We start from the raw sequence: 20,169 nt of genomic DNA, 5'->3' as shown, positions 1-20,169 counted from the left end.
GATGGCGAATTTTTCTTTAGGCAAACACCCGCACGTTGAACTGTGCGACCTGCTGAAGCTGGAAGGCTGGAGCGAAAGCGGCGCGCAGGCGAAAATCGCTATTGCCGACGGCCTGGTCAACGTTGACGGCGTGGTGGAAACCCGCAAGCGCTGCAAAATCGTCGCCGGTCAAACGGTGAGCTTTGAAGGTCAGAGCGTTACCGTTACCGAGTAAAACGTTCAGGCGCCGCAACCGGCGCCTGTCCCCCCACCCCGACAGATGATCTCTCGTTTTTCTGCACTTCAGTCAGCGCCGCCATCTTCCGATATCACGTCCTGTGTAGCACAGCCGCTCCCCTGGCTGCCTCCGGCAACCTGCACTTCCGCCTGATACCTCTTCTTCCCAACGAACGCTGCAGCCGCTGGCCGGGAACGTACGAAGGCGAAATCAGGACCGCGCTTCGTTTCTTAGCCTGAGTCAGGGCAAAAAAATGCCGGGGATGGCCCCGGCTAAAAAGAGAGAATGAGACTACTTACGGCGCCAGGTGGTGCCCTGCGGGCCATCTTCCAGCACGATGCCCATCTCGTTGAGACGGTCACGCGCGGCATCCGCCGCCGCCCAGTCTTTCGCTTTACGCGCGTCCAGACGCTGCTGGATCAACGACTCAATTTCCGCCACTTCCCCGTCGTCCGCCTGCGCGCCGCTCTGCAGGAAAGCATCCGGCTCCTGTTCCAGCAGCCCCAGCACAGAAGAGAGCTTGCGCATATGCGCCGCCATCGCGTTGGCCGCGGCGGCATCTTCGGTTTTCAGGCGGTTAACCTCACGCGCCATATCGAACAGCACGGAATAGGCTTCCGGAGTATTAAAATCGTCGTCCATCGCTTCGATAAAGCGCGCCTCAAACGCCTCGCCGCCGGCCGGCTCTGCGGTTTTGTCGGTTCCGCGCAGCGCGGTATACAGACGCTCCAGCGCGGAACGCGCCTGCTTTAAGTTCTCTTCGCTGTAGTTCAGCTGGCTGCGATAGTGGCCGGACATCAGGAAGTAGCGAATAGTTTCCGCGTCGTAGAACTTCAGCACGTCGCGCACGGTAAAGAAGTTGCCCAGCGATTTTGACATCTTCTCGCGGTCAACCATCACCATCCCGGAGTGCATCCAGTAATTGACGTACTCGCCGTCGTGGGCGCAGGTGGACTGGGCGATTTCGTTTTCATGGTGCGGGAACATCAGATCCGAACCACCGCCGTGAATATCAAAATGGTTGCCCAGCTGTTTGCAGTTCATCGCTGAACACTCAATGTGCCAGCCTGGACGGCCCGCGCCCCACGGCGACGGCCAGCTTGGCTCGCCCTCTTTCGACATCTTCCACAGCACAAAGTCCATCGGGTTATGCTTGACGTCAACGACATCAACCCGCGCGCCGGCCTGCAGCTGGTCGAGATCCTGACGCGACAGCTGGCCATAGTTCGGATCGGTCGGCACATCGAACATGACGTCGCCGTTGTCGGCAACATACGCGTGGCCTTTAGCGATCAGCTGCTCGGTAATCTCAATAATTTCCGCAATGTGATGAGTCGCTCGCGGCTCCATATCCGGGCGCAGGATATTCAGCGCGTCGAAGTCTTTGTGCATCTCGGCAATCATGCGATCCACCAGCGCAACAAAGCTTTCGCCGTTTTCATTAGCACGCTTAATGATTTTGTCGTCGATATCGGTGATATTGCGCACGTACTTTAGCTTGTAGCCCAGGAAACGCAGGTAGCGCGCGACCACATCGAATGAGACGAAGGTACGGCCATGGCCGATGTGACAGAGGTCATAAACGGTAATACCACACACGTACATGCCAACTTCCCCGGCATGGATAGGTTTAAATTCTTCTTTTTGGCGCGTCAGTGTATTAAAAATTTTTAACATCGAAGATTCCGTGTAGACGTGTGTGGATATAAGTCGCGTATTCTAACCTTAATTCAACCCCGAAGCAGCACACATTGCAAGGTGATCCAACCCCGCGGTTATGCTATAACAGCCCCCTATATCTCACCCGACTCCGGGTGCAGGCACCACAATCATCGGAACAGGATGCAAAAATGGTTACTTTCCACACCAATCATGGCGATATCGTAATCAAGACGTTTGACGACAAAGCGCCGGAAACAGTTAAAAACTTCCTGGACTACTGTCGTGAAGGTTTCTACGACAACACTATTTTCCACCGTGTAATCAACGGTTTTATTATTCAGGGCGGCGGTTTTGAGCCGGGCATGAATCAGAAAACCACCAAATCTCCTATTCAGAACGAAGCGAACAACGGTCTGAAAAACACCCGCGGTACGCTGGCGATGGCCCGTACTCAGGCGCCCCACTCCGCCACCGCGCAGTTCTTCATCAACGTCGCCGATAACGACTTCCTGAACTTCTCCGGCGAAAGCCTGCAGGGTTGGGGCTACTGCGTATTCGCAGAAGTCGTTGAAGGGATGGACGTGGTCGACAAAATCAAAGCGGTCGCCACCGGCCGCAGCGGCATGCACCAGGATGTGCCGAAAGAAGATGTTGTGATCAAAAGCGTCACCGTTAGCGAATAATTCGTGGCGACACTTTTTATTGCGGATTTGCATCTGCAAACGGAAGAACCGGCGATTACCGCCGGTTTTCTGCGCTTTTTACAGGGGGAAGCCCGCAGGGCGGACGCCCTGTATATCCTCGGCGATCTCTTTGAAGCCTGGATCGGCGATGACGATCCTAACCCGCTGCATCGGCAAATCGCCTCAGCGCTCAAAGCGCTGGCCGATTCCGGCGTCCCCTGCTACTTCCTTCACGGCAACCGCGACTTTCTCGTCGGCAAGCGCTTTGCCCGCGAAAGCGCGATGACCCTGCTGCCGGAAGAGAAGCTTCTCGACCTCTACGGGCGCAAGGTGCTGATTATGCACGGCGACACCCTCTGCACCGACGATGCAGGCTATCTGGCGTTTCGCGCGAAAGTTCACAATCCCTGGATCCAGCGCCTGTTTCTGGCCCTGCCGCTGTTTATCCGCCGCCGTATCGCCGCCAGAATGCGCGCCGACAGCAAAGCGGCCAACAGCAGCAAGTCGATGGAAATTATGGATGTGAATCCCCAGGCGGTGGTTGACGTCATGGAGAAACATCGCGTTCAGTGGCTGATTCACGGGCATACGCACCGCCCCGCCGTCCACCCGCTAGAAGCCAACGGCCAAACCGCGTACCGCGTGGTGCTCGGCGCCTGGCATAGCCAGGGCTCTATGGTCAAAGTGACGCCAGAAGACGTTGAGCTGATTCATTTTCCTTTCTAGCCCCGGCAAGGGCTGATTCTTTCTTTTTCCGCGATTTATCCGGGCCGCACGATGAGCGCGTTGTGCAAATCTACCTGCTGGTGATGGGCATTCTTATGCTGACCCGGGGACGGGGGCTGGTTTTACTTTTTGCCCGCTCATAACCGGCGCGTTTCATCGAATACCGACAACACAAAGGCGGCTGGCCATGCACACGCAACCGTTTTCCTTGCCGGGAGTTCATGCTATTCTCTGTGGCCTCTAAAGCAGTGTGAAACACACCCACAGGAGTTTTAAGACGCATGTCTTCCCGCAATAATTCGGCGCGTATCGCCATCGTGATGGGGTCCAAAAGCGACTGGGCTACCATGCAGTTTACCGCAGAAATCCTTGATGCCCTGAACGTTCCGTACCATGTCGAAGTGGTCTCCGCCCACCGCACGCCCGATAAACTGTTCAGCTTCGCCGAAGGCGCGGAAGAAAACGGTTTTCAGGTGATTATTGCCGGTGCCGGCGGCGCGGCGCACCTGCCGGGCATGATTGCGGCGAAAACGCTGGTGCCGGTGTTAGGCGTGCCGGTTCAGAGCGCGGCACTGAGCGGCGTAGACAGCCTCTACTCCATCGTCCAGATGCCGCGCGGCATCCCGGTGGGTACGCTGGCCATCGGCAAAGCCGGGGCCGCCAACGCCGCCCTGCTGGCGGCGCAGATCCTCGCCCAGCACGATGCGGAACTGCACCAGCGCCTCAGCGCCTGGCGTCAGGCGCAAACCGATGACGTGCTGGATAACCCGGATCCGCGGGGTGCGGCATGAAGCAGGTTTGCGTTCTCGGCAACGGTCAGCTAGGCCGGATGCTGCGCCAGGCCGGCGAGCCGCTGGGTATTGCGGTCTGGCCGGTCGGTCTGGAAGCCGACCCGGAAGCGGTGCCGGTACAGCAAAGCGTGATTACCGCAGAGATTGAACGCTGGCCGGAAACAGCGCTGACCCGCGAGCTGGCGCGTCATTCCGCCTTCGTTAACCGCGACGTTTTCCCGATAATCGCCGACCGCCTGACGCAAAAGCAACTGTTCGATAAGCTAGCGCTCGCCACCGCGCCGTGGCAGCTTCTGGCGGATAAAAGCGAATGGCCTGCGGTATTCGCCCGCCTCGGGGAGCTGGCTATCGTTAAGCGCCGCGTCGGCGGCTACGATGGCCGCGGCCAGTGGCGTTTGCGGGAAAATGAAACCGCGCAGCTGCCGGAGGATAACTACGGCGAGTGTATCGTTGAGCAGGGCATTAACTTCTCCGCCGAGGTATCGCTGGTCGGCGCTCGCGCCCGGGACGGCAGCACGGTCTTCTATCCTCTGACCCGCAACCTGCATCAGGACGGTATTTTACGCGCCAGCGTCGCCTTTCCGCAGGCCAATGCCCGCCAGCAGGCGCAGGCGGAGCAGATGCTGTCGGCGATCATGCATGAGCTGGGCTACGTTGGCGTGATGGCGATGGAGTGTTTCGTCACCGCTGATGGCCTGCTGATTAACGAACTGGCGCCGCGCGTGCACAACAGCGGCCACTGGACGCAAAACGGCGCCTCCATTAGCCAGTTCGAGCTGCATCTGCGGGCGATTACCGATCTGCCGCTGCCGCCGCCGGTGGTGAACAGCCCGTCGGTGATGATCAACCTGATCGGTACCGATCTGAACTATGACTGGCTGAAGCTGCCGCTGGTGCATCTGCACTGGTACGACAAAGAGGTACGCCCGGGTCGTAAAGTCGGCCACCTGAACCTGACCGACAGCGATACCGACCGCCTGAGCGCGACGCTGGAAGCGCTGAAGCCGCTGCTGCCGCCGGAATATGCCAGCGGTATCTTCTGGGCGCAGGCGCAGCTGGCGTAATCCTCTCTCCTTTATCCCGGCTTGCGGCGCGCTGCGCCTTAGCCGGGCTACCCAACTTGCCAGCCCCACGGATGCTTAAATCCAGCCATTCCTGACGCTATTCAGCGATACACCGTGAAAAATCAATTCAGCAGGGCGCTCACCGCGTACAATAGAGGAATTATCGCGTCGAGCGACGCGTCTGAATGGCTTAACGGTTTAAATGATGGAATTAGTACCACAGAATATTCGGCAGATTCTCGCCAGCGATACGCCGCTGATTGACGTACGCGCCCCGGTTGAATTCAGGCAAAGCGCCATGCCCGCGGCGATCAACCTGCCGCTGATGAACGATGACGAGCGCGCCGCCGTCGGCACCTGCTATAAGCGTCAGGGGCCGGAAGCCGCTCTCGCGCTGGGCCATCAGTTAGTGAATGGTGAGATTCGCGCCCGCCGCCTCGCCGCCTGGAAAGAGGCCTGCGTGCGCTATCCCGAGGGCTACCTGTGCTGCGCTCGCGGCGGCCAGCGTTCGCATATCGTCCAGCAGTGGCTGAAGGAAGCGGGCGTGGATTACCCGCTGATCGTCGGCGGCTACAAAGCGCTGCGCCAGGCGGCGATACAGCTTACCGAAGAGCTGGTGCAGCGCCCTATCGTGCTGATCGGCGGCTGTACCGGTAACGGTAAAACCCAGCTGGTCGGCGCTCAACCGGACGGTATCGATCTCGAAGGGCTCGCCCATCACCGCGGCTCTTCATTCGGTCGCACCCTGCAGGAGCAGCATCAGCAGGCAACCTTTGAAAATCACCTGGCCGTGGCAATGCTCAAAAAGTCAGGGCAGCAGACGCGCTGGGTGCTGGAGGATGAGGGGCATATGATTGGCGCCAATCACCTGCCGGAGTGCATGCGCCTTCGCATGGCGCAGTCGCCGCTGGCGGTGGTGGAAGATCCGTTCGCTGTCCGTCTTGAACGGCTGCGGGAAGAGTATTTTGCGCGCATGCATCATGATTTCCTGGCGGCCTACGGCGAAGAGCAAGGTTGGCAGGCGTATAGCGAATATCTGCATCATGGTCTGTTCGCAATCCGCCGCCGCCTCGGGTTACAGCGTTTTGCCCAGCTCACCGCCCGGCTTGATGAAGCCCTGCTTGAGCAACAGCGAACCGCCAGCACCGAAGCCCACTTCAGCTGGCTGGTTCCCCTGCTGAACGAGTATTACGATCCGATGTACCGCTACCAGCTCGGCAAAAAAGCGGAGAAGATTATTTTTCGCGGCAGCTGGCAGGACGTCGCCGCCTGGCTGGCGGAGTAATCACATCCTCTCCTGTCCCGGCTTGCGGCGTAAACGCCTTAGCCGGGCTACGGGTCCGCAGACGGCGGTGAACCTGTAGCCCCGGTAAGCGCAGCGTCACCGGGGAAGTGTCAGCGCTTAGAAGTCGTAGCGCAGACGCACCAGGTTCATATCGCCCAGGTTGTCGGTGCTCGACGTGAAGACGTGTTCATAGTCAACGCGGAAACCATAATCCAGCTGGAAGCTCACGCCGACGCCATTATCAATCCGCTGATAGTTGCGGCCGTTCACGTACTGCAGGCGGTCGCCCATAAAGTACGGCTGAATAGATTTCACCGCATACTGACCAATCGGGAATTTATAACCGGCAAAGTACTCAATACCCCAGGCATCGCCCGCGAAGTAGTTATGAACATCGGTTTTTTTGGTGGTCAGGAAGTTCTGATACCAGCCGCCGCCGAAGGAGAAGGTCCAGTTATCCGGCGTCCAGCTTAGCGCGGTACCGACGATATTCTGATCGTATGATTTGCTGTCTGAACTGGAGGGGTTACGCATATCGGCGCGGGTATAGTTCCACGCTGCGCCCCAGGTCAAATCCTTCATGATGTGGTAATCGGCGCCGATGGAGCCGCCGCCTTTACGCTTGTAGCGCAGGCCGTTGCCCGGCAGATATTCGCTGTCCTCAAACAGATAAGAGGCGTAAAGATCGACATCGCCAACGGTTTTCTTATATTTCAGCATATTGCGTGAGCGATAGGAGCCATCGTAGTCGCCGTTGATGCCGTTACCCGGTGCCTGGCCTATCATGTCGTAATCCCAGATATCGGTTTTTACCCCGACCACGTCGTAATAAACGCTGTTCTGCTGACCGTAGGTTAACGTCCCCCAGGTATCGCTTTTCAGGCCGGTATAGAGCATACGGCGGCTGGTGTTATTCGCGCCTTCGGCGTAGTGGTTATCCCAGTCGAAAAGCGCCGGAATATTGACGCCCAGCTCGTAGTAGCTGATCCAGCTAATATCATCGAACAGATAGTAGTCGGCGGCGAAGCGGAAACGGGTACCGCCATCGAAACCGTTACGTTTATAAGAGCCTTTGTCTCCGTCGCCGGACATCATGTTGAACTGGGGACGGATGCTCCCGCCGACGGTGAAATTAAGCCGGCTTAACGGATCGCCCGCCTGCGGATCTTGTTTTAAAAGCGTAATTTCCGCCTGGGATGCAAAAGAGGTTAACGCCAGGGCTGCGCCGATCGTTATCGCCAGCGCTTTTATTTTATGTGCCATACTTTTTCCTTGATTAATAAGCAACCTTATATTTACCAGTTGAATATTAACTGCGATCGAGTATGGCGTGTTGTTGAGTTTTTAATGTTTCGTGCGGTTAAAAATCAGTGACTTACCATTTTGTGCCGTTAAAAAAACTGTGGTTATCTTTTCATCGCCATGTCATTAAAATGGTCTATTACCGCGCAAACATCATCCATGGAGGAAGTATGTCGAAAAAACTACTGCAGCTGCACTTTGCCTTTAACGGTCCTTTCGGCAGCGAGATGTCCCGTCAGCTCGTGGAGCTGGCCGAGTCCATCAATCAGGAGCCGGGGTTTATCTGGAAGGTCTGGACGGAAAGCGAAAAAAATCAGGAGGCGGGCGGGATCTATCTTTTTGCGAATGAAGAAACCGCGCTCGCTTATCTCAACAAGCACACCGCGCGCCTGAAATCTCTCGGCGTAAACGAGGTTATCTGCAAAATTTTCGATGTTAATGAGCCGCTCACCGCGCTGAACCACGGTCATCTGCAATAGCAACGCGCATCCGTACCGGGTACCCCCCGGGTTGCGGCTGACGCCTTACCCGGGCTACTTTTCCGCATACAGTGAAACCCCCGGGTGGCGGATAACGCCTTACCCGGGCTACATAGCTAACCCTATCCCTGACTAAACTGGCGGAACAGCGCCTTACCTTTCAGCAGACGCAGCCCCAGCCAGCCGCCGCACAGCGACAGCAGTATCGCCCCGCACAGCGGCAGCATCACCCACAGCCGCCAGTCCGGAGACCACGGGAAGTCAAAGATTTTGCTTTGCAGCAGCGCCAGCGCCACCTCAGCGCCAATCGCCGCCACGACGCCGGACACCACGCCCAGCAGCGCGAACTCCGCCCACAGCGTGGTGCGCAGCAGAGACTTCCCGGCCCCCAGCGTGCGCCAGACCACCAGCTCCTGATAACGCTGACGCATCCCGACCTGTACCTGCGCCAGCAGCAGCAAAACGCCGCAGGCGGTCACCAGAATCACCATCACCTCAAGCGCGCGGCTTACCTGGGTCAGCACCTGGCCAATCTGCTGCAAAATCGCACCGATATCCAGCAGGCTGACGGTGGGGAATTCGCGGTTGAGCTGCGTGAGCATCCCGTTGCCGTTATCCCAGCGGAAGCTGGTCAGCCAGCTTTGCGGCTGGCCGTCGAGCGCCCCCTGCGGGAAGATAAAGAAGAAGTTCGGCCGCAGGCTCTCCCAGTCGACTTTACGCACGCTGGACACCTTCGCGCTAAAATCCTGAGTATCCCCGGTAAAGGTCACGCTATCGCCGAGCTTGACGCCCAGACGCTGTGCCAGCCCCTCTTCAATCGACACCTCGCCCGCCTTCGGCGGCCAGCTACCGGCAACCAGCGGATTATGATCCGGACGCTCGCGGCTCCAGGTGAGGTTAAGCTCCCGGTTCAGGGCTTCATCTTTATTGCCCTCCGTCACCTGACCGTTAATTTGCGTCAGGTGGGCGCGCACGATGGGGTAGAACTCGGTGGCGCGGGTCTGATGTTCGGCGAGGAAGGTTTTCACCGGCACCACCTGCTCCGGCGCGATGTTAATCAGGAAATAGTTAGGACTTTCCGGCGGCAGCTGCTGCTGCCAGCGGTCAAGCAGATCGCCGCGCAGCACCAGCAGCAGCGCCAGCAGCATAAACGACAGCGAAAAGGCCGCCAGCTGGCTCAAGGTCGACCACGGCTGACGCAGCAGACGGTTCACCGCCAGGCGCAGCGGCAGCGCTTTTAACGTCAAACGCTTCAGTAGCCACAGAACGCCCCATCCCGCCAGGCCGCACAGCAGCGCCAGCACCACGGCGCCCGCCAGCACCGCCCATAGCAGGGGGCTGCCGCCCATCAGCAGCGCCAGCAGGGCTACCACCACCGCGCACACCACTGGAATATAGAACGTCAGCGGCCAGACGTTGGCGACGACATCCTGGCGCAGCACCCGCAGCGGCAGCGTCGCCAGCAGCAGTCTATAAGGACGCAGCCCGACCAGCAGGGAAATCACCACCATCGCGCCGATCGCCCACAGCCACGGCCAGCCGCTCGCCGCCGGCAGCGCCGCCGGGAGCACCGGCTTAAGCATCAGCAGCAGAATATGCTCCAGCCCGACGCCCATCGCCCCGCCGGCGACCACCGCCAGCGCCAGCAGCATCAGCCACTGGCCGACAATCAGCTTGCGCAGCTGCGCCCGCCCGGCGCCGAGGGTTTTGAGGATCGCCACCAGATCGTAACGACTGCGGCAGTAGTGACTCATCGCCACCGCCACCGCGGCGACCGCCAACAGCAGCGTTAACAGCGCAGACAGCAGCAAAAACTGCTGCGAGCGCTCCAGCGATTTACCCAGCGCGCTGTCGTCCTGCTCCAGGCCGATCCAGCGATGTTCAGGCCCCAGCTTCGGCAGCAGCCACTTTTCGTAGTCCGCCAGCTGCTGCGGGGTTCCGGCATACTTATAGCGCCAGGAGACGCGGCTCCCGGGCTGCACCGCGCCGGTTTTCGCCACGTCTGCGGTATTCATCATCAGCCGCGGCGCCATCTGGAAGGGGTTAAATCCGGCATCCGGCTCCTGTATCACCTCGCCGGCAATGCGCAGCGTGGCGTCGCCCACGTCGATGGTGTCGCCGGTATTCAGATTCAGCAGCGCCATTAATCGCGGCGCCAGCAGCACGGTGCCGGCGTGCGGCTTCAGCCCCGGCGGCTGGGTCTGCAGCTGACCATATAGCGGATAGGTGTCGTCAACCGCTTTGACGTCCGCCAGCTGCGGCGTATCGCCGGAAAACGTCATAGTGGCGAAGCTCAGCTGTTCGCCGACGGTTAAACCAAGGCGACGCGCTTCGTCAATCCATGCGCCTGGGACTTCGCGCGAGCTGCGCAGCGTGCGGTCGCCGGCCATAAATTCCCGGCTCTGCTGGCTGAGTCCTTTCTCCATGCGGTCGCTTATCGAGCCCAGCGCCAGCACGCAGGCCACCGCCAGGCTCAGCGCCAGCCAGACGATCAGCAGCGACGGCGAGCGCCATTCGCGCCAGAACCAGCGGGCGATCATGCTTCCTCCCGCAGCTGGCCATCCACCAGCCTCAGCCGTCGGTCGCAGCGCGCCGCCAGCAGCGGGTCGTGGGTGACGAGGATCAGCGTGGTGCCGTGCTCGCGGTTCAGCGAGAACAGCAGGTCGGCGATTTTATCCCCGGTGTGACGGTCGAGGTTGCCGGTGGGTTCATCGGCGAACAGCAGCTCCGGGCGGCCGTTAAACGCGCGCGCCAGCGCGACCCGCTGCTGCTCGCCGCCGGAGAGCTGTACCGGCAGGTGATGCAGGCGTTTGCCCAGCCCCAGCTGCTCCAGCAGCGCCCGGGCGCTGCCGCGGCTCTGGCTATCGCTTTCGCCGCGCAGCAGCGCAGGAAGCTCAACGTTTTCCAGCGCATTGAGGGTGGGTATCAGCATAAAAGATTGAAACACAAAGCCGACGTGCTTAGCGCGCAGCTTCGCCCGCGCCTCTTCGTCCATCTGGTGCAGCGGCTGTCCGAGCAGCGAAACCTCCCCGCTGCTGCCGTCGTCCAGCCCGGCGAGGATCGCCAGCAGCGTCGATTTACCGGACCCCGACTCGCCAATCAGGGCGATGGTCTGCCCCTGTTTGACAACCAGCTCAACTCCGGTAAGGATGGAAAGCTGATGCTCACCCTGACCGACGGATTTCTTAAGATGATGAACTTCAAGTATGTTTTCCGCTGGCATTTGCCTTTCCTGTTTCTGGTCCTGTTTACCTGCCGCGCGATGGCGGCCGACACGCTGTTGGTTCTCGGCGACAGTCTGAGCGCCGATTATCGCATGGCGGGCAATACCGCCTGGCCTGCGCTGCTTAACGATAAGTGGCAGACCAAAACGCCGGTGGTTAACGCCAGCATCAGCGGCGATACCTCGCAGCAGGGGCTGGCAAGGCTGCCGGCTCTGCTTAAGCAGCATCAGCCGCGCTGGGTGCTGGTAGAGCTGGGCGGTAACGACGGGCTGCGCGGTTTCCCGCCCCAGCAGACGGAGCAGACGCTGCGTACCATTATTGAGCATATCAAAGCGGCGAACGCCCAGCCGCTGCTGATGCAAATTCGCCTGCCCGCCAACTATGGCCGCCGTTATAATGAAGCCTTTAGCGCAATTTATCCGGCACTGGCCAAAGAGTTTGATATTCCTCTGCTGCCCTTTTTTATGGAAGAGGTTTATCTGAAACCGCAGTGGATGCAGGACGATGGAATTCACCCTAATCGCGACGCCCAGCCGTTTATCGCCGACTGGATGGCGACGCGTTTGGCTCCCTTAGTTAATCATGACTCCTGATAACAGCGAGTCATTTGCAGGTAAAGTTATGCAAAAATCGGTTTTAGTTACAGGATGTTCCAGCGGAATTGGTCTTGAAAGCGCCCTTGATTTAAAGCGCCAGGGCTTTAACGTGCTGGCCGCCTGCCGCAAAGCGGAAGATGTCGCACGGATGCAGGAGCTGGGGCTGACCGGTGTGTTGCTGGATCTTGACGATCCGCAGAGCGTTGAACGCGCCGCCGCCGAGGTGATTGCTCTGACCGACAACCGCCTGTACGGCCTGTTTAACAACGCGGGCTACGGTGTCTACGGCCCGCTGCCGACCATCAGCCGCCGGCAGATGGAGCAGCAGTTTTCCGCCAACTTTTTCGGCGTCCATCAGCTAACGATGCTGCTGCTTCCGGCGATGGAGCCGCACGGCGAAGGGCGAATTGTGATGACCTCATCGGTGATGGGAATTATCTCCAGCCCCGGCCGCGGCGCCTATGCCGCCAGCAAATTCGCGCTGGAAGCCTGGTCCGACGCGCTGCGCATGGAGCTGCGCCACAGCGGAATTAAGGTCATTCTGATTGAGCCGGGCCCGATCCACACCCGCTTCACCAACAACGTCAACCAGACCCAGGCCGATCAGCCGGTGGAAAACCCCGGCATCGCCGCCCGCTTTACTCTCGGGCCGGAAGCGGTGGTGGAAAAAGTGCGCCATGCTTTTGTCAGCGATAAACCGAAGCTGCGCTACCGGGTCACTCTGGTGGCGCATGCGGTCGCCCTGCTGAAACGCCTGCTGCCGACCCGCGCGATGGACAAAATTATCCAGGGCTAAGTTGAAGCGCCTGCCGTCGCCCCCATATATCTATACAAATATCGATTAAAGAGACTTGCTCATGTCCGCACAGAATATTGTCAATATTACCGAAGCTAACCTACACCAGACGCTACAGCAGTCCGCGACAACGCCGGTGCTGTTCTATTTCTGGTCCGCGCGCAGCCAACATTGCGAGCAGTTGACGCCGGTACTGGAGAGCCTCGCCGCCCAGTACAACGGCCTGTTTACCCTCGCTAAAGTTGACTGCGATGCCGAACAAATGCTGGCTTCGCAGTTTGGCCTGCGCGCAATCCCTACGGTTTACCTGTTCCAGAACGGTCAGCCGGTCGACGGCTTCGAAGGCCCGCAGCCGGAAGAAGCGGTGCGCGCGCTGCTGGATAAGTTCCTGCCGCGCGAAGAGGAGCTCAAAGCGCAGCAGGCGCTGGCGCTGATGGAGGAAGAGAACTACGCCGAAGCGCTGCCGCTGCTGAAAGACGCCTGGCAACTGTCGAACCAGGAGAGCCAGATTGGCCTCCTGCTGGCGGAAACGCTGATTGCCCTCCACCGTTCCGATGAAGCGGAAACGGTGCTGAAAACCGTGCCGCTGCAGGATCAGGATACCCGCTATCAGGGACTGGTGGCGCAGATCGAGCTGCTGAAAAAAGCCGCCGACACGCCGGAAATTCAGCAGCTGCAGCAGCAGGTAGAGCAGAACCCGGAAGACGCGGCGCTGGCCTCCCAGCTGGCATTACAGCTGCATCAGGTTGGGCGTAACGAAGAGGCGCTGGCGCTGCTGTTCAGCCATCTGCAAAAAGATTTAGGCGCCGGAAACGGCGAGGTTCGCAAGCTGCTGCAGGAGATCCTCTCCGCCCTCGGCACCGGTGACGCGCTGGCCGCGAAGTACCGCCGCCAGCTCTACTCTCTGCTTTATTAATCGTAAAAAACCCGGCTCGCGCTGCGCTTAGCCGGGCTACAGGTTACCCGCCGTCAGCGGGACGGTAGCCCGGACAGGCGCGTTCAGCGCCGCCTCCGGGGAAAAAACTTACGCGCGTTTTTTCAGCTGAGTCACCACCAGCTGATGGCGAGCATTAAAGAACTTCAGGTAGGTCAGATACCCGGCGATAATCGTTGACAGGCTGGCAGTCGACAGCAGCATAAACGTCACCATAATCTGGTACTTAATCGCTTTTACCGGATCAATCCCGGCGAAAATCAGCCCCGACATCATCCCCGGCAGGCTCACCAGCCCCACCGTTTTCGCCGAATCTACCGTCGGGATCAGCGCGGCGCGAATGCTATCGCGGATAAGCCTTGCGGAAGCCATCTTCGGCGTCGCGCCCAGGCTCAGCTTCTCCTGGATCTGCTGCTGCTCGCTGCTGAAACGCTGCCCCATGTTGTTGTAGCACAGCCCGACCGCCACCATCGCGTTACCGGCCACCATCCCGGCAATCGGAATCACCTGCATCGGCACAAACGCAATCGATCCGGAAAAAACCAGCACCGCCAGGGTTAATCCGGCACCGGTGGTTATCGCGATAAACGAAGAAACAAAGGCTTTATCGATATATTTGCTGCGCTTTTTCGCATTCCACGCCGCGTTAAAGCAGATAAACAGCACCATCAGCAGCGTCAGCACGGCGTGATTAACGTTAAAGATATATTTCAGCACGTAGCCGACGATAATCAGTTGCACAATCGCCCGGCAGATACTCCAGATAATATCTTTTTCCAGCGCCAGCTTTTCCCGGTAGCTGACCACGATCGCCACCAGCACCAGAACCATGGAGAGCGCCAGCGATTCGTTAGTAATATTATGCCCGTTCATTTTTTTTCTCCTCCTGCGCTTTTCCGCCGGCAGGCTCGAGCGTGATCACTTCATCCGCATGGGCAATTTCATTGCTATCGTGAGTGACCCACAGAACGGCGATATTTTTTTCGGTCGTGTAGCGATGGATAATCTCATTCACGTTTTTTTTATTGCTCTCGTCCAGCGCGCTGGTAATTTCATCGAGCAGCAGCACCTGCGGTAAAAACTGCAGATTGCGAATCAACGAAACGCGCTGCTTTTCCCCGCCCGAAAGTTCATTGATTGACTTTTCCAGCGTATTCTCCGCCAGCCCGAAGCGCAGCAGATCGGCCACCAGCGCCTTAGGATCCGGCTGTTGATGACGGATCTGCCACGGGAAGACCAGGTTGTCATACACTGAATCGCCGAACAGCGCCGGGGTTTGCGCGCAGTAGGAAACCTGCTGACGATAGGTTTCCGGCGTTAAGTCATTAATGTTTTTACCGGCGAAGAAAATGCTTCCCGCGGTGGGGCTCAGCAGCGAAGCGATTATTTTTAATAACGTGCTTTTTCCGCAGCCGGAAGGGCCGGTAATCAGCTTAAATTCCCCTGCCCTGAGCTGAAAACTCATCTCATTAAGGATGGTCACTCCATCGGCCTGAAAACCCACATTGTCCAGGCGCAAAATAGCGTTACTTTCGGTCATTATTATTCCCAGTTTTTCGACAACGCCTCTAGTTTACTCCACTTTTCTTTCACCCGGATGCGCGGAAAGATATACTCTGGTTAAACGCGCGCCACTCTCCCGGCGCATCAACAGGCAACAAGACAGGAGGTTTTTGATGCTGATTTTTATCCCCATTCTTATTTTCGTCGCGCTGGTTATCGTCGGAGCGGCGGTAAAAATCGTTCCTCAGGGCTACCAGTGGACGGTAGAGCGCTTTGGCCGCTATACGCAAACGCTGCAGCCGGGGATGAGCCTGGTGGTGCCCTTTATGGATCGTATCGGGCGCAAAATTAATATGATGGAGCAGGTGCTCGATATCCCTTCGCAGGAGGTGATTTCGCGCGATAACGCCAACGTCACCATTGATGCGGTGTGCTTTATTCAGGTTATCGACGCGCCGAAAGCCGCCTATGAAGTCAGCAACCTCGAGCTGGCGATTATCAACCTGACTATGACCAACATTCGTACCGTGCTGGGCTCCATGGAGCTGGACGAAATGCTCTCCCAGCGCGACAGCATCAACACCCGCCTGCTGCATATTGTCGATGAAGCGACCAACCCGTGGGGCATCAAAATCACCCGCGTTGAGATCCGCGACGTACGCCCGCCGGCGGAGCTTATCGCCTCAATGAACGCCCAGATGAAAGCCGAGCGCACCAAGCGCGCCTATATTCTTGAGGCCGAAGGGATACGTCAGGCGGAAATTTTAAAAGCCGAGGGCGAGAAGCAGTCGCAGATCCTCAAAGCCGAAGGCGAGCGTCAGTCGGCGTTTTTACAGGCAGAGGCGCGCGAACGTTCCGCGGAAGCGGAAGCGCGCGCTACGCAGATGGTCTCATCCGCTATCGCTTCCGGCGACATTCAGGCCATCAACTACTTTGTCGCGCAGAAATATACCGATGCGCTGCAGCAAATTGGCGCGGCCAACAACAGCAAAGTGGTGCTGATGCCGCTCGATGCCAGCAGCCTGATGGGCTCCATCGCCGGGATCGGCGAGCTGCTTAAAGAAGGCGCTGGCGCGCAGAAAAAATCATGATCGCGCTGATTCTCGCCCACCCGCATATTTTCTGGCTCAGCCTCGGCGGGCTGCTGCTGGCGGCGGAAATGCTCGGCGGCAACGGTTATCTGCTGTGGAGCGGCATTGCCGGCGTCGTAACCGGGCTGCTGGTCTGGATGCTGCCGTTGAGCTGGGAGTGGCAGGGTACGCTGTTTGCCGTCCTGACTCTGCTGGCGGCCTGGCTGTGGTCGCGCTGGCTGCGTAACCGCGTTAAGCGCCAGAAGCCGGCGGACGCTCAGCTTAATCAGCGCGGGCAGCAGCTGCTTGGCCGCCGCTTTACGCTGGAAACGGCGCTGGTTAACGGCCGCGGACACGTCCGCGTGGGCGACAGTTCATGGCCGGTCATTGCCGATGACGACCTCGCTGCGGGCAGCAAGGTTGAAGTGGTCGCCATCGAAGGCATAACCCTACATATAAGAGTCGTATCACAATAATCACGCCACAGGACATCCGTCATGGTCAGGAAGACAACGTTTACCCTTTCGCTCTGCGCCCTGCTCGCGGCAGCCGCTCAGGCATATGCTTCTGCTGATATCGAAGATTGCTCGTGGAGCGACCCGCTATGCCTGCTAAAAGGCGAACCTGTACTGACACCGGGAAATGACTCGCGGGACAACTTGCTGCGCCTGCTGAGCGAAGCGAAATCTTTCGCCCTGCCCGTTCAGGCCATTCCCGCTGATGTCAGCCGTACCCGCGATGTTTACTTCGCCTGGCATCCTGAATGGGATAGCGCGCCGCCGCCTCCCGCGCCGCCGGCGCAACGCGAAGATGAAACCTTCATCCAACAAATGGCGGCGCTGAATATCGATCCGGCGCAGATCATGCCGGCCAATTCGGCTGAACGGCTGGGAACATCCGACTATGAACTGGAAAACCGCTTTGTCAGCAACACCCTTGCCGCCGTTAGCCAGTTCAACGCCGCCCTGCTCGCCGCGCCCTCTGTGACCCCGCAGCAGCGTCATGACCTGGCGCTGGCGCGGCTGAAACTGTTTTATGGCGCCAATATCACCGCAGTCGCTGATATCCTCAATAGCTTCCCGACAGATGCGGACGCCGACTTATTCGCTTATTACCTTTCCGGCATCGCCCACTTCTATGGCGGCAATTACACCGCCGCGACCCACGATTTCACCCTGTTGCTGGAGAGTCAGCAGCCCTGGCTGACCGAGACCGCGCAATATATGCTGATGCGCACGGCGCTCAACAAAAGTAGCCAGAACAGCGTCGGGCAGTACGGTGATTTTGATATTGCGCGGATCAATCGTGATGATGCCGCACAGGCGCAAAAAGAAGCACAAACCTATTTGCAACGCTGGCCCGCAGGGCTTTATGCCGACTCCGCGCGCAATATGCTGCGCCGCATTAACTGGTATCTGCAGGCGTGGCCGCAGCTGGCCGGACTCTATGAGCAGGCCTTCCGGCAGGCTGCCGACGCCGGGGAACTGCGTAAACTGGTGAGTGAATATGATAATGTCTTCGGCATGCCGTTCTACGCGCAGCCCGTTCTGGCAGCATTCCCGGACGCGCCGCAGGTCAGCTATGTCGAACTTCTCCGCGCCCTGCGCCTGAATGCTGACAATAAGCCAACCTTAACCCAGGCACAGCTTGACGCCAGCAAAGCGGCGTTTGAGAAGAGCGGAGATCTGCCGCTGTGGCGCGACCTGCAGCTGCAGCTGTGGAGCGCGACGGGCAACAATGCCGCCATCCTGCAGGCTGTCACGCCGGCAAAAACGCTGCCGGCGAATGATATTCTCGCCTTCAGCGAACAGGTCCTCTACGGCGAAGCGCTAATGGGACAAACACAGTGGCCCGCGGCGCGCGATTTTTGGCAGCAGCTGCTACAACTTAGCCAAAACCCCGAGCAACAGCAGTATATCCAGGCAAAACTGGCGGCAACGCTGGTCTACAGCGGTAACGCGGCGGCTATCTTTGCCGCCGATAGCCCGGTGACCAATCTACGCTTTCGCTCCCGAGTGCTGAAAACCCAGGCCTCGCCTGAACTGCTACGCCAACAGGCGGCCAACGGTCCCAATAATGAAGAACGTACTATCGCTCTGCATACGCTGCTGGTGCGGGATCTCACGGAAAGTCGCTTCAGCGACTGGCTGAACGACAAAAAGCTCGCCACCGCTATTACCCAGCCGGTAATCAGCGAGGCCTTTAACGACGTCAACCTTAGCAGCTTCGACTGGGATGGCGAGGCGACCGAAGCCGGTTATGCCTGCCGCAGCCTGGATGACACCGTCACCGTGCTCAGTAAAAACGCCGACGATGCCCATGGGCTTAACTGCCTGGGCGAGTTCTTCCGCACCACGCAGACGCATGTTGATCTGTGGAAAGACCACGCCGGCAACGATATGCTCGAGGCTGCCATCAACCGCCAGCAGCCTCTGGGACAGTACGATCGCCAACGCTATTACCAGCAGATTATCACCTCGCCGAAAGCGGAGCCGGAAGATAAAAGCTATGCGCTCTATCGGGCGATTCTCTGTTACGCCCCCTCCGGTAGCAACGAATGCGGCGGCGAAGATGTCGAAAAACTGCAGCGTAAGGGCTGGTTCACGCAGTTGAAAACGCAGTATCCGGGAAGCCCGTGGGCGCAAAAACTCAAATATTACTGGTAATCGCGCTGCTGTCCGGGTCAGCGCAGGCGGCGGAGCGCGTTGATGCGCGCCAGCATTCCGCCTTCTGGCTGTGGTCCGGGGTGAAAGCCAGCAACGATCTGCAGAACGCGCAGACGGTATATCTGCATCAGGGCGAGGTGCTGACGCGCGCTGGCGAGGTCATATTCCAGCGCCTCGGCCTGCCGGTCAGCCGCCTGACGTTTCCCGCAATCTGGCTTACCGTCCGGTTTACCACACTTGATGTACCACAGACGATTGTGCCGCGGATCGTACGCCTGATGCAGCGCTGGCGGGCAGCTGGCAATCAGGTGGTTGGTCTGCAGGTTGATTTTGACGCAGCCACATATCAGCTCGCCGACTACGCCCAGTTTTTGCAACAGCTACGCCAGCAGCTGCCGCCAGAGTTCGCGCTGGGGGTAACGGGCCTGCTGGACTGGGCTAAAACCGGCGATATTGCCACACTGAACGCGCTTGCGGTTGATGAACTGGTGGTGCAAAGCTATCAAGGACGCCACACGGTGGCGAATTATCAGGACTATCTCCCCGCGCTCAGCCGGCTGCGTATCCCGTTCAAACTCGGGCTGGTGCAAAACGGCAGACGCGATCGGCAGGCGGAAATGCAGCTGAATGACTCCCCCTACTACCGCGGCACGGTGGTCTTTATGCTCAACCCGGCGCGGCGTTAAGCCTGCGCCTTGCGGTGACAGCAGCCTGAGAGATTATCGATGATCGGGCAATCCGCGCTGTCATCGCCGGGGCAGGAGTCCGCCAGCGCCAGCAGCTGCGTACGCATGCCCTGCAGCTCGCTGATATGCCGCTCAATTTCCGCGACTTTCTCCAGCGTCCGGCGTTTCACGTCGGCGCTGTGCCGCGAGGGATCGTTGAACAGGAATATCAGCTCGCGACACTCTTCCAGATTAAACCCCACCTGGCGCGCCTGGCGCAGCAGGGTCAGTTCATCCAGATGCTGCTGGCTGTAGCTGCGGTAGCCGTTTTCGCTACGCAGCGGCGGCGTCACCAGCCCCTTCTCCTCGTAAAAACGGATCGCTTTGCTGGTTAAGCCGGTCTTTTTCGCCACATCGCTAATATTCATCTTTCCCCCTTGACCTTCCCCTTGCTGGAAGGTTTAACCTTGTTAATACTCGATGAAAGAGTGTGTTCGGTCAATCAT

At 58.7% G+C, this 20,169-nt stretch carries 21 protein-coding genes; 14 read left to right on the top strand and 7 right to left on the bottom strand.

Annotated features, from left to right (window positions below; genetic code table 11):
• The first annotated feature begins 1 nt into the window (after position 1).
• Positions 2 to 214 (top strand): ribosome-associated protein YbcJ, encoded by a 213-nt coding sequence (ybcJ, locus tag MKleb_RS06720; protein WP_025107125.1) that lies wholly within the window; start codon positions 2 to 4, stop codon positions 212 to 214.
• Positions 215 to 508: 294 nt separating this feature from the next.
• Here the strand turns inward: ybcJ and cysS are convergent, their stop codons facing one another.
• Entirely contained in the window at positions 509 to 1,894 is a 1,386-nt protein-coding gene (gene cysS / locus MKleb_RS06715) for a cysteine--tRNA ligase (RefSeq protein ID WP_004848430.1), read from the bottom strand.
• Between the two features lie 173 nt (positions 1,895 to 2,067).
• On the opposite strand from cysS, the gene ppiB reads away from it, so the two are divergent.
• The 5 genes from ppiB (at position 2,068) to mnmH (ending at position 6,428) form a co-directional block, all read left to right on the top strand.
• Entirely contained in the window at positions 2,068 to 2,562 is a 495-nt protein-coding gene (gene ppiB / locus MKleb_RS06710; protein ID WP_217076532.1) for a peptidylprolyl isomerase B, read from the top strand.
• Positions 2,563 to 2,565: 3 nt separating this feature from the next.
• Positions 2,566 to 3,288, top strand: coding sequence for a UDP-2,3-diacylglucosamine diphosphatase (gene lpxH, locus MKleb_RS06705; RefSeq protein ID WP_025107126.1), 723 nt, complete (start codon positions 2,566 to 2,568; stop codon positions 3,286 to 3,288).
• Positions 3,289 to 3,569: 281 nt separating this feature from the next.
• Entirely contained in the window at positions 3,570 to 4,079 is a 510-nt protein-coding gene (gene purE / locus MKleb_RS06700; RefSeq protein ID WP_004130058.1) for a 5-(carboxyamino)imidazole ribonucleotide mutase, read from the top strand.
• Positions 4,076 to 5,143, top strand: coding sequence for a 5-(carboxyamino)imidazole ribonucleotide synthase (gene purK / locus MKleb_RS06695; RefSeq protein WP_025107127.1), 1,068 nt, complete (start codon positions 4,076 to 4,078; stop codon positions 5,141 to 5,143). The genes purE and purK overlap by 4 nt, the downstream gene beginning before the upstream one ends.
• A gap of 205 nt (positions 5,144 to 5,348) precedes the next feature.
• Positions 5,349 to 6,428 (top strand): tRNA 2-selenouridine(34) synthase MnmH, encoded by a 1,080-nt coding sequence (gene mnmH / locus MKleb_RS06690; RefSeq protein ID WP_025107128.1) that lies wholly within the window; start codon positions 5,349 to 5,351, stop codon positions 6,426 to 6,428.
• A gap of 117 nt (positions 6,429 to 6,545) precedes the next feature.
• Here mnmH and MKleb_RS06685 read toward each other — a convergent pair whose 3' ends face one another.
• A complete protein-coding gene (locus tag MKleb_RS06685; RefSeq protein WP_004130005.1) occupies positions 6,546 to 7,691 on the bottom strand; it encodes a porin in 1,146 nt (381 codons plus the stop codon).
• Between the two features lie 209 nt (positions 7,692 to 7,900).
• On the opposite strand from MKleb_RS06685, the gene MKleb_RS06680 reads away from it, so the two are divergent.
• Positions 7,901 to 8,209 (top strand): monooxygenase, encoded by a 309-nt coding sequence (locus MKleb_RS06680; protein ID WP_014228233.1) that lies wholly within the window; start codon positions 7,901 to 7,903, stop codon positions 8,207 to 8,209.
• A gap of 122 nt (positions 8,210 to 8,331) precedes the next feature.
• Here MKleb_RS06680 and ybbP read toward each other — a convergent pair whose 3' ends face one another.
• Together ybbP and ybbA are read right to left on the bottom strand one after the other, a co-directional pair.
• Positions 8,332 to 10,749, bottom strand: coding sequence for a putative ABC transporter permease subunit YbbP (gene ybbP / locus MKleb_RS06675; protein WP_217076531.1), 2,418 nt, complete (start codon positions 10,747 to 10,749; stop codon positions 8,332 to 8,334).
• Positions 10,746 to 11,432, bottom strand: a complete 687-nt coding sequence (gene ybbA / locus MKleb_RS06670) for a putative ABC transporter ATP-binding protein YbbA (RefSeq protein ID WP_004099723.1) — start codon at positions 11,430 to 11,432, stop codon at positions 10,746 to 10,748. Before ybbA ends, ybbP begins: the two co-directional genes overlap by 4 nt.
• Here ybbA and tesA point away from each other — a divergent pair.
• From tesA to MKleb_RS06655, 3 genes are all read left to right on the top strand, one after another.
• Positions 11,403 to 12,026: a multifunctional acyl-CoA thioesterase I/protease I/lysophospholipase L1 gene (gene tesA, locus MKleb_RS06665; protein WP_217076748.1), complete on the top strand. Its 624-nt coding sequence runs from the start codon at positions 11,403 to 11,405 to the stop codon at positions 12,024 to 12,026. The two genes, ybbA and tesA, sit on opposite strands and share 30 nt — an antisense overlap.
• Complete coding sequence (locus MKleb_RS06660; protein ID WP_162557334.1) at positions 12,016 to 12,825, top strand: SDR family oxidoreductase; 810 nt, start codon at positions 12,016 to 12,018, stop codon at positions 12,823 to 12,825. The genes tesA and MKleb_RS06660 overlap by 11 nt, the downstream gene beginning before the upstream one ends.
• Positions 12,826 to 12,886: 61 nt before the next feature.
• A complete protein-coding gene (locus MKleb_RS06655) occupies positions 12,887 to 13,741 on the top strand; it encodes a co-chaperone YbbN (RefSeq protein WP_014228228.1) in 855 nt (284 codons plus the stop codon).
• A gap of 108 nt (positions 13,742 to 13,849) precedes the next feature.
• Here MKleb_RS06655 and fetB read toward each other — a convergent pair whose 3' ends face one another.
• Both fetB and fetA read right to left on the bottom strand, forming a co-directional pair.
• On the bottom strand, positions 13,850 to 14,632 hold the full coding sequence (gene fetB, locus MKleb_RS06650) for an iron efflux ABC transporter permease subunit FetB (RefSeq protein ID WP_004129987.1): 783 nt from the start codon (positions 14,630 to 14,632) through the stop codon (positions 13,850 to 13,852).
• Positions 14,619 to 15,299 (bottom strand): iron efflux ABC transporter ATP-binding subunit FetA, encoded by a 681-nt coding sequence (gene fetA / locus MKleb_RS06645; protein ID WP_025107131.1) that lies wholly within the window; start codon positions 15,297 to 15,299, stop codon positions 14,619 to 14,621. Before fetA ends, fetB begins: the two co-directional genes overlap by 14 nt.
• A 136-nt stretch (positions 15,300 to 15,435) precedes the next feature.
• On the opposite strand from fetA, the gene MKleb_RS06640 reads away from it, so the two are divergent.
• The 4 genes from MKleb_RS06640 to MKleb_RS06625 are packed head-to-tail and all read left to right on the top strand — an operon-like array spanning position 15,436 to position 19,684.
• Positions 15,436 to 16,353: an SPFH domain-containing protein gene (locus MKleb_RS06640; RefSeq protein WP_004129981.1), complete on the top strand. Its 918-nt coding sequence runs from the start codon at positions 15,436 to 15,438 to the stop codon at positions 16,351 to 16,353.
• Positions 16,350 to 16,808, top strand: a complete 459-nt coding sequence (locus MKleb_RS06635) for an NfeD family protein (protein WP_014228226.1) — start codon at positions 16,350 to 16,352, stop codon at positions 16,806 to 16,808. Before MKleb_RS06640 ends, MKleb_RS06635 begins: the two co-directional genes overlap by 4 nt.
• A gap of 21 nt (positions 16,809 to 16,829) precedes the next feature.
• Positions 16,830 to 18,998 (top strand): PA5441 family protein, encoded by a 2,169-nt coding sequence (locus MKleb_RS06630; RefSeq protein WP_025107132.1) that lies wholly within the window; start codon positions 16,830 to 16,832, stop codon positions 18,996 to 18,998.
• Positions 18,968 to 19,684 carry a DUF3142 domain-containing protein gene (locus tag MKleb_RS06625; RefSeq protein WP_025107133.1) on the top strand — a complete coding sequence of 239 codons (717 nt, stop codon included), beginning with the start codon at positions 18,968 to 18,970 and terminating at the stop codon, positions 19,682 to 19,684. The genes MKleb_RS06630 and MKleb_RS06625 overlap by 31 nt, the downstream gene beginning before the upstream one ends.
• On the opposite strand, the gene cueR is transcribed toward MKleb_RS06625, so the two are convergent.
• Complete coding sequence (cueR, locus tag MKleb_RS06620; protein ID WP_014228223.1) at positions 19,681 to 20,091, bottom strand: Cu(I)-responsive transcriptional regulator; 411 nt, start codon at positions 20,089 to 20,091, stop codon at positions 19,681 to 19,683. The genes MKleb_RS06625 and cueR overlap by 4 nt on opposite strands.
• Between the last annotated feature and the right edge of the window lie 78 nt (positions 20,092 to 20,169).

It is taken from the genome of Klebsiella sp. PL-2018 (assembly GCF_019048985.1).
In the GTDB taxonomy this organism is placed as follows: Bacteria; Pseudomonadota; Gammaproteobacteria; order Enterobacterales; family Enterobacteriaceae; genus Klebsiella; species Klebsiella michiganensis.
Note: the sequence above shows the minus strand (reverse complement) of the source record. Positions and strands in the feature narration are given on the sequence as shown.

Bases quoted from the DNA above. Each gene is read 5' to 3' on its own strand.
- ybcJ (WP_025107125.1), top strand. From the start codon at position 2: ATGGCGAATTTTTCTTTAGGCAAACACCCGCACGTTGAACTGTGCGAC.
- cysS (WP_004848430.1), bottom strand. From the start codon at position 1,894: ATGTTAAAAATTTTTAATACACTGACGCGCCAAAAAGAAGAATTTAAA.
- ppiB (WP_217076532.1), top strand. From the start codon at position 2,068: ATGGTTACTTTCCACACCAATCATGGCGATATCGTAATCAAGACGTTT.
- purE (WP_004130058.1), top strand. From the start codon at position 3,570: ATGTCTTCCCGCAATAATTCGGCGCGTATCGCCATCGTGATGGGGTCC.
- purK (WP_025107127.1), top strand. From the start codon at position 4,076: ATGAAGCAGGTTTGCGTTCTCGGCAACGGTCAGCTAGGCCGGATGCTG.
- mnmH (WP_025107128.1), top strand. From the start codon at position 5,349: ATGGAATTAGTACCACAGAATATTCGGCAGATTCTCGCCAGCGATACG.
- MKleb_RS06685 (WP_004130005.1), bottom strand. From the start codon at position 7,691: ATGGCACATAAAATAAAAGCGCTGGCGATAACGATCGGCGCAGCCCTG.
- MKleb_RS06680 (WP_014228233.1), top strand. From the start codon at position 7,901: ATGTCGAAAAAACTACTGCAGCTGCACTTTGCCTTTAACGGTCCTTTC.
- ybbP (WP_217076531.1), bottom strand. From the start codon at position 10,749: ATGATCGCCCGCTGGTTCTGGCGCGAATGGCGCTCGCCGTCGCTGCTG.
- tesA (WP_217076748.1), top strand. From the start codon at position 11,403: ATGAACTTCAAGTATGTTTTCCGCTGGCATTTGCCTTTCCTGTTTCTG.
- ybbA (WP_004099723.1), bottom strand. From the start codon at position 11,432: ATGCCAGCGGAAAACATACTTGAAGTTCATCATCTTAAGAAATCCGTC.
- MKleb_RS06660 (WP_162557334.1), top strand. From the start codon at position 12,016: ATGACTCCTGATAACAGCGAGTCATTTGCAGGTAAAGTTATGCAAAAA.
- MKleb_RS06655 (WP_014228228.1), top strand. From the start codon at position 12,887: ATGTCCGCACAGAATATTGTCAATATTACCGAAGCTAACCTACACCAG.
- fetB (WP_004129987.1), bottom strand. From the start codon at position 14,632: ATGAACGGGCATAATATTACTAACGAATCGCTGGCGCTCTCCATGGTT.
- fetA (WP_025107131.1), bottom strand. From the start codon at position 15,299: ATGACCGAAAGTAACGCTATTTTGCGCCTGGACAATGTGGGTTTTCAG.
- MKleb_RS06640 (WP_004129981.1), top strand. From the start codon at position 15,436: ATGCTGATTTTTATCCCCATTCTTATTTTCGTCGCGCTGGTTATCGTC.
- MKleb_RS06635 (WP_014228226.1), top strand. From the start codon at position 16,350: ATGATCGCGCTGATTCTCGCCCACCCGCATATTTTCTGGCTCAGCCTC.
- MKleb_RS06630 (WP_025107132.1), top strand. From the start codon at position 16,830: ATGGTCAGGAAGACAACGTTTACCCTTTCGCTCTGCGCCCTGCTCGCG.
- cueR (WP_014228223.1), bottom strand. From the start codon at position 20,091: ATGAATATTAGCGATGTGGCGAAAAAGACCGGCTTAACCAGCAAAGCG.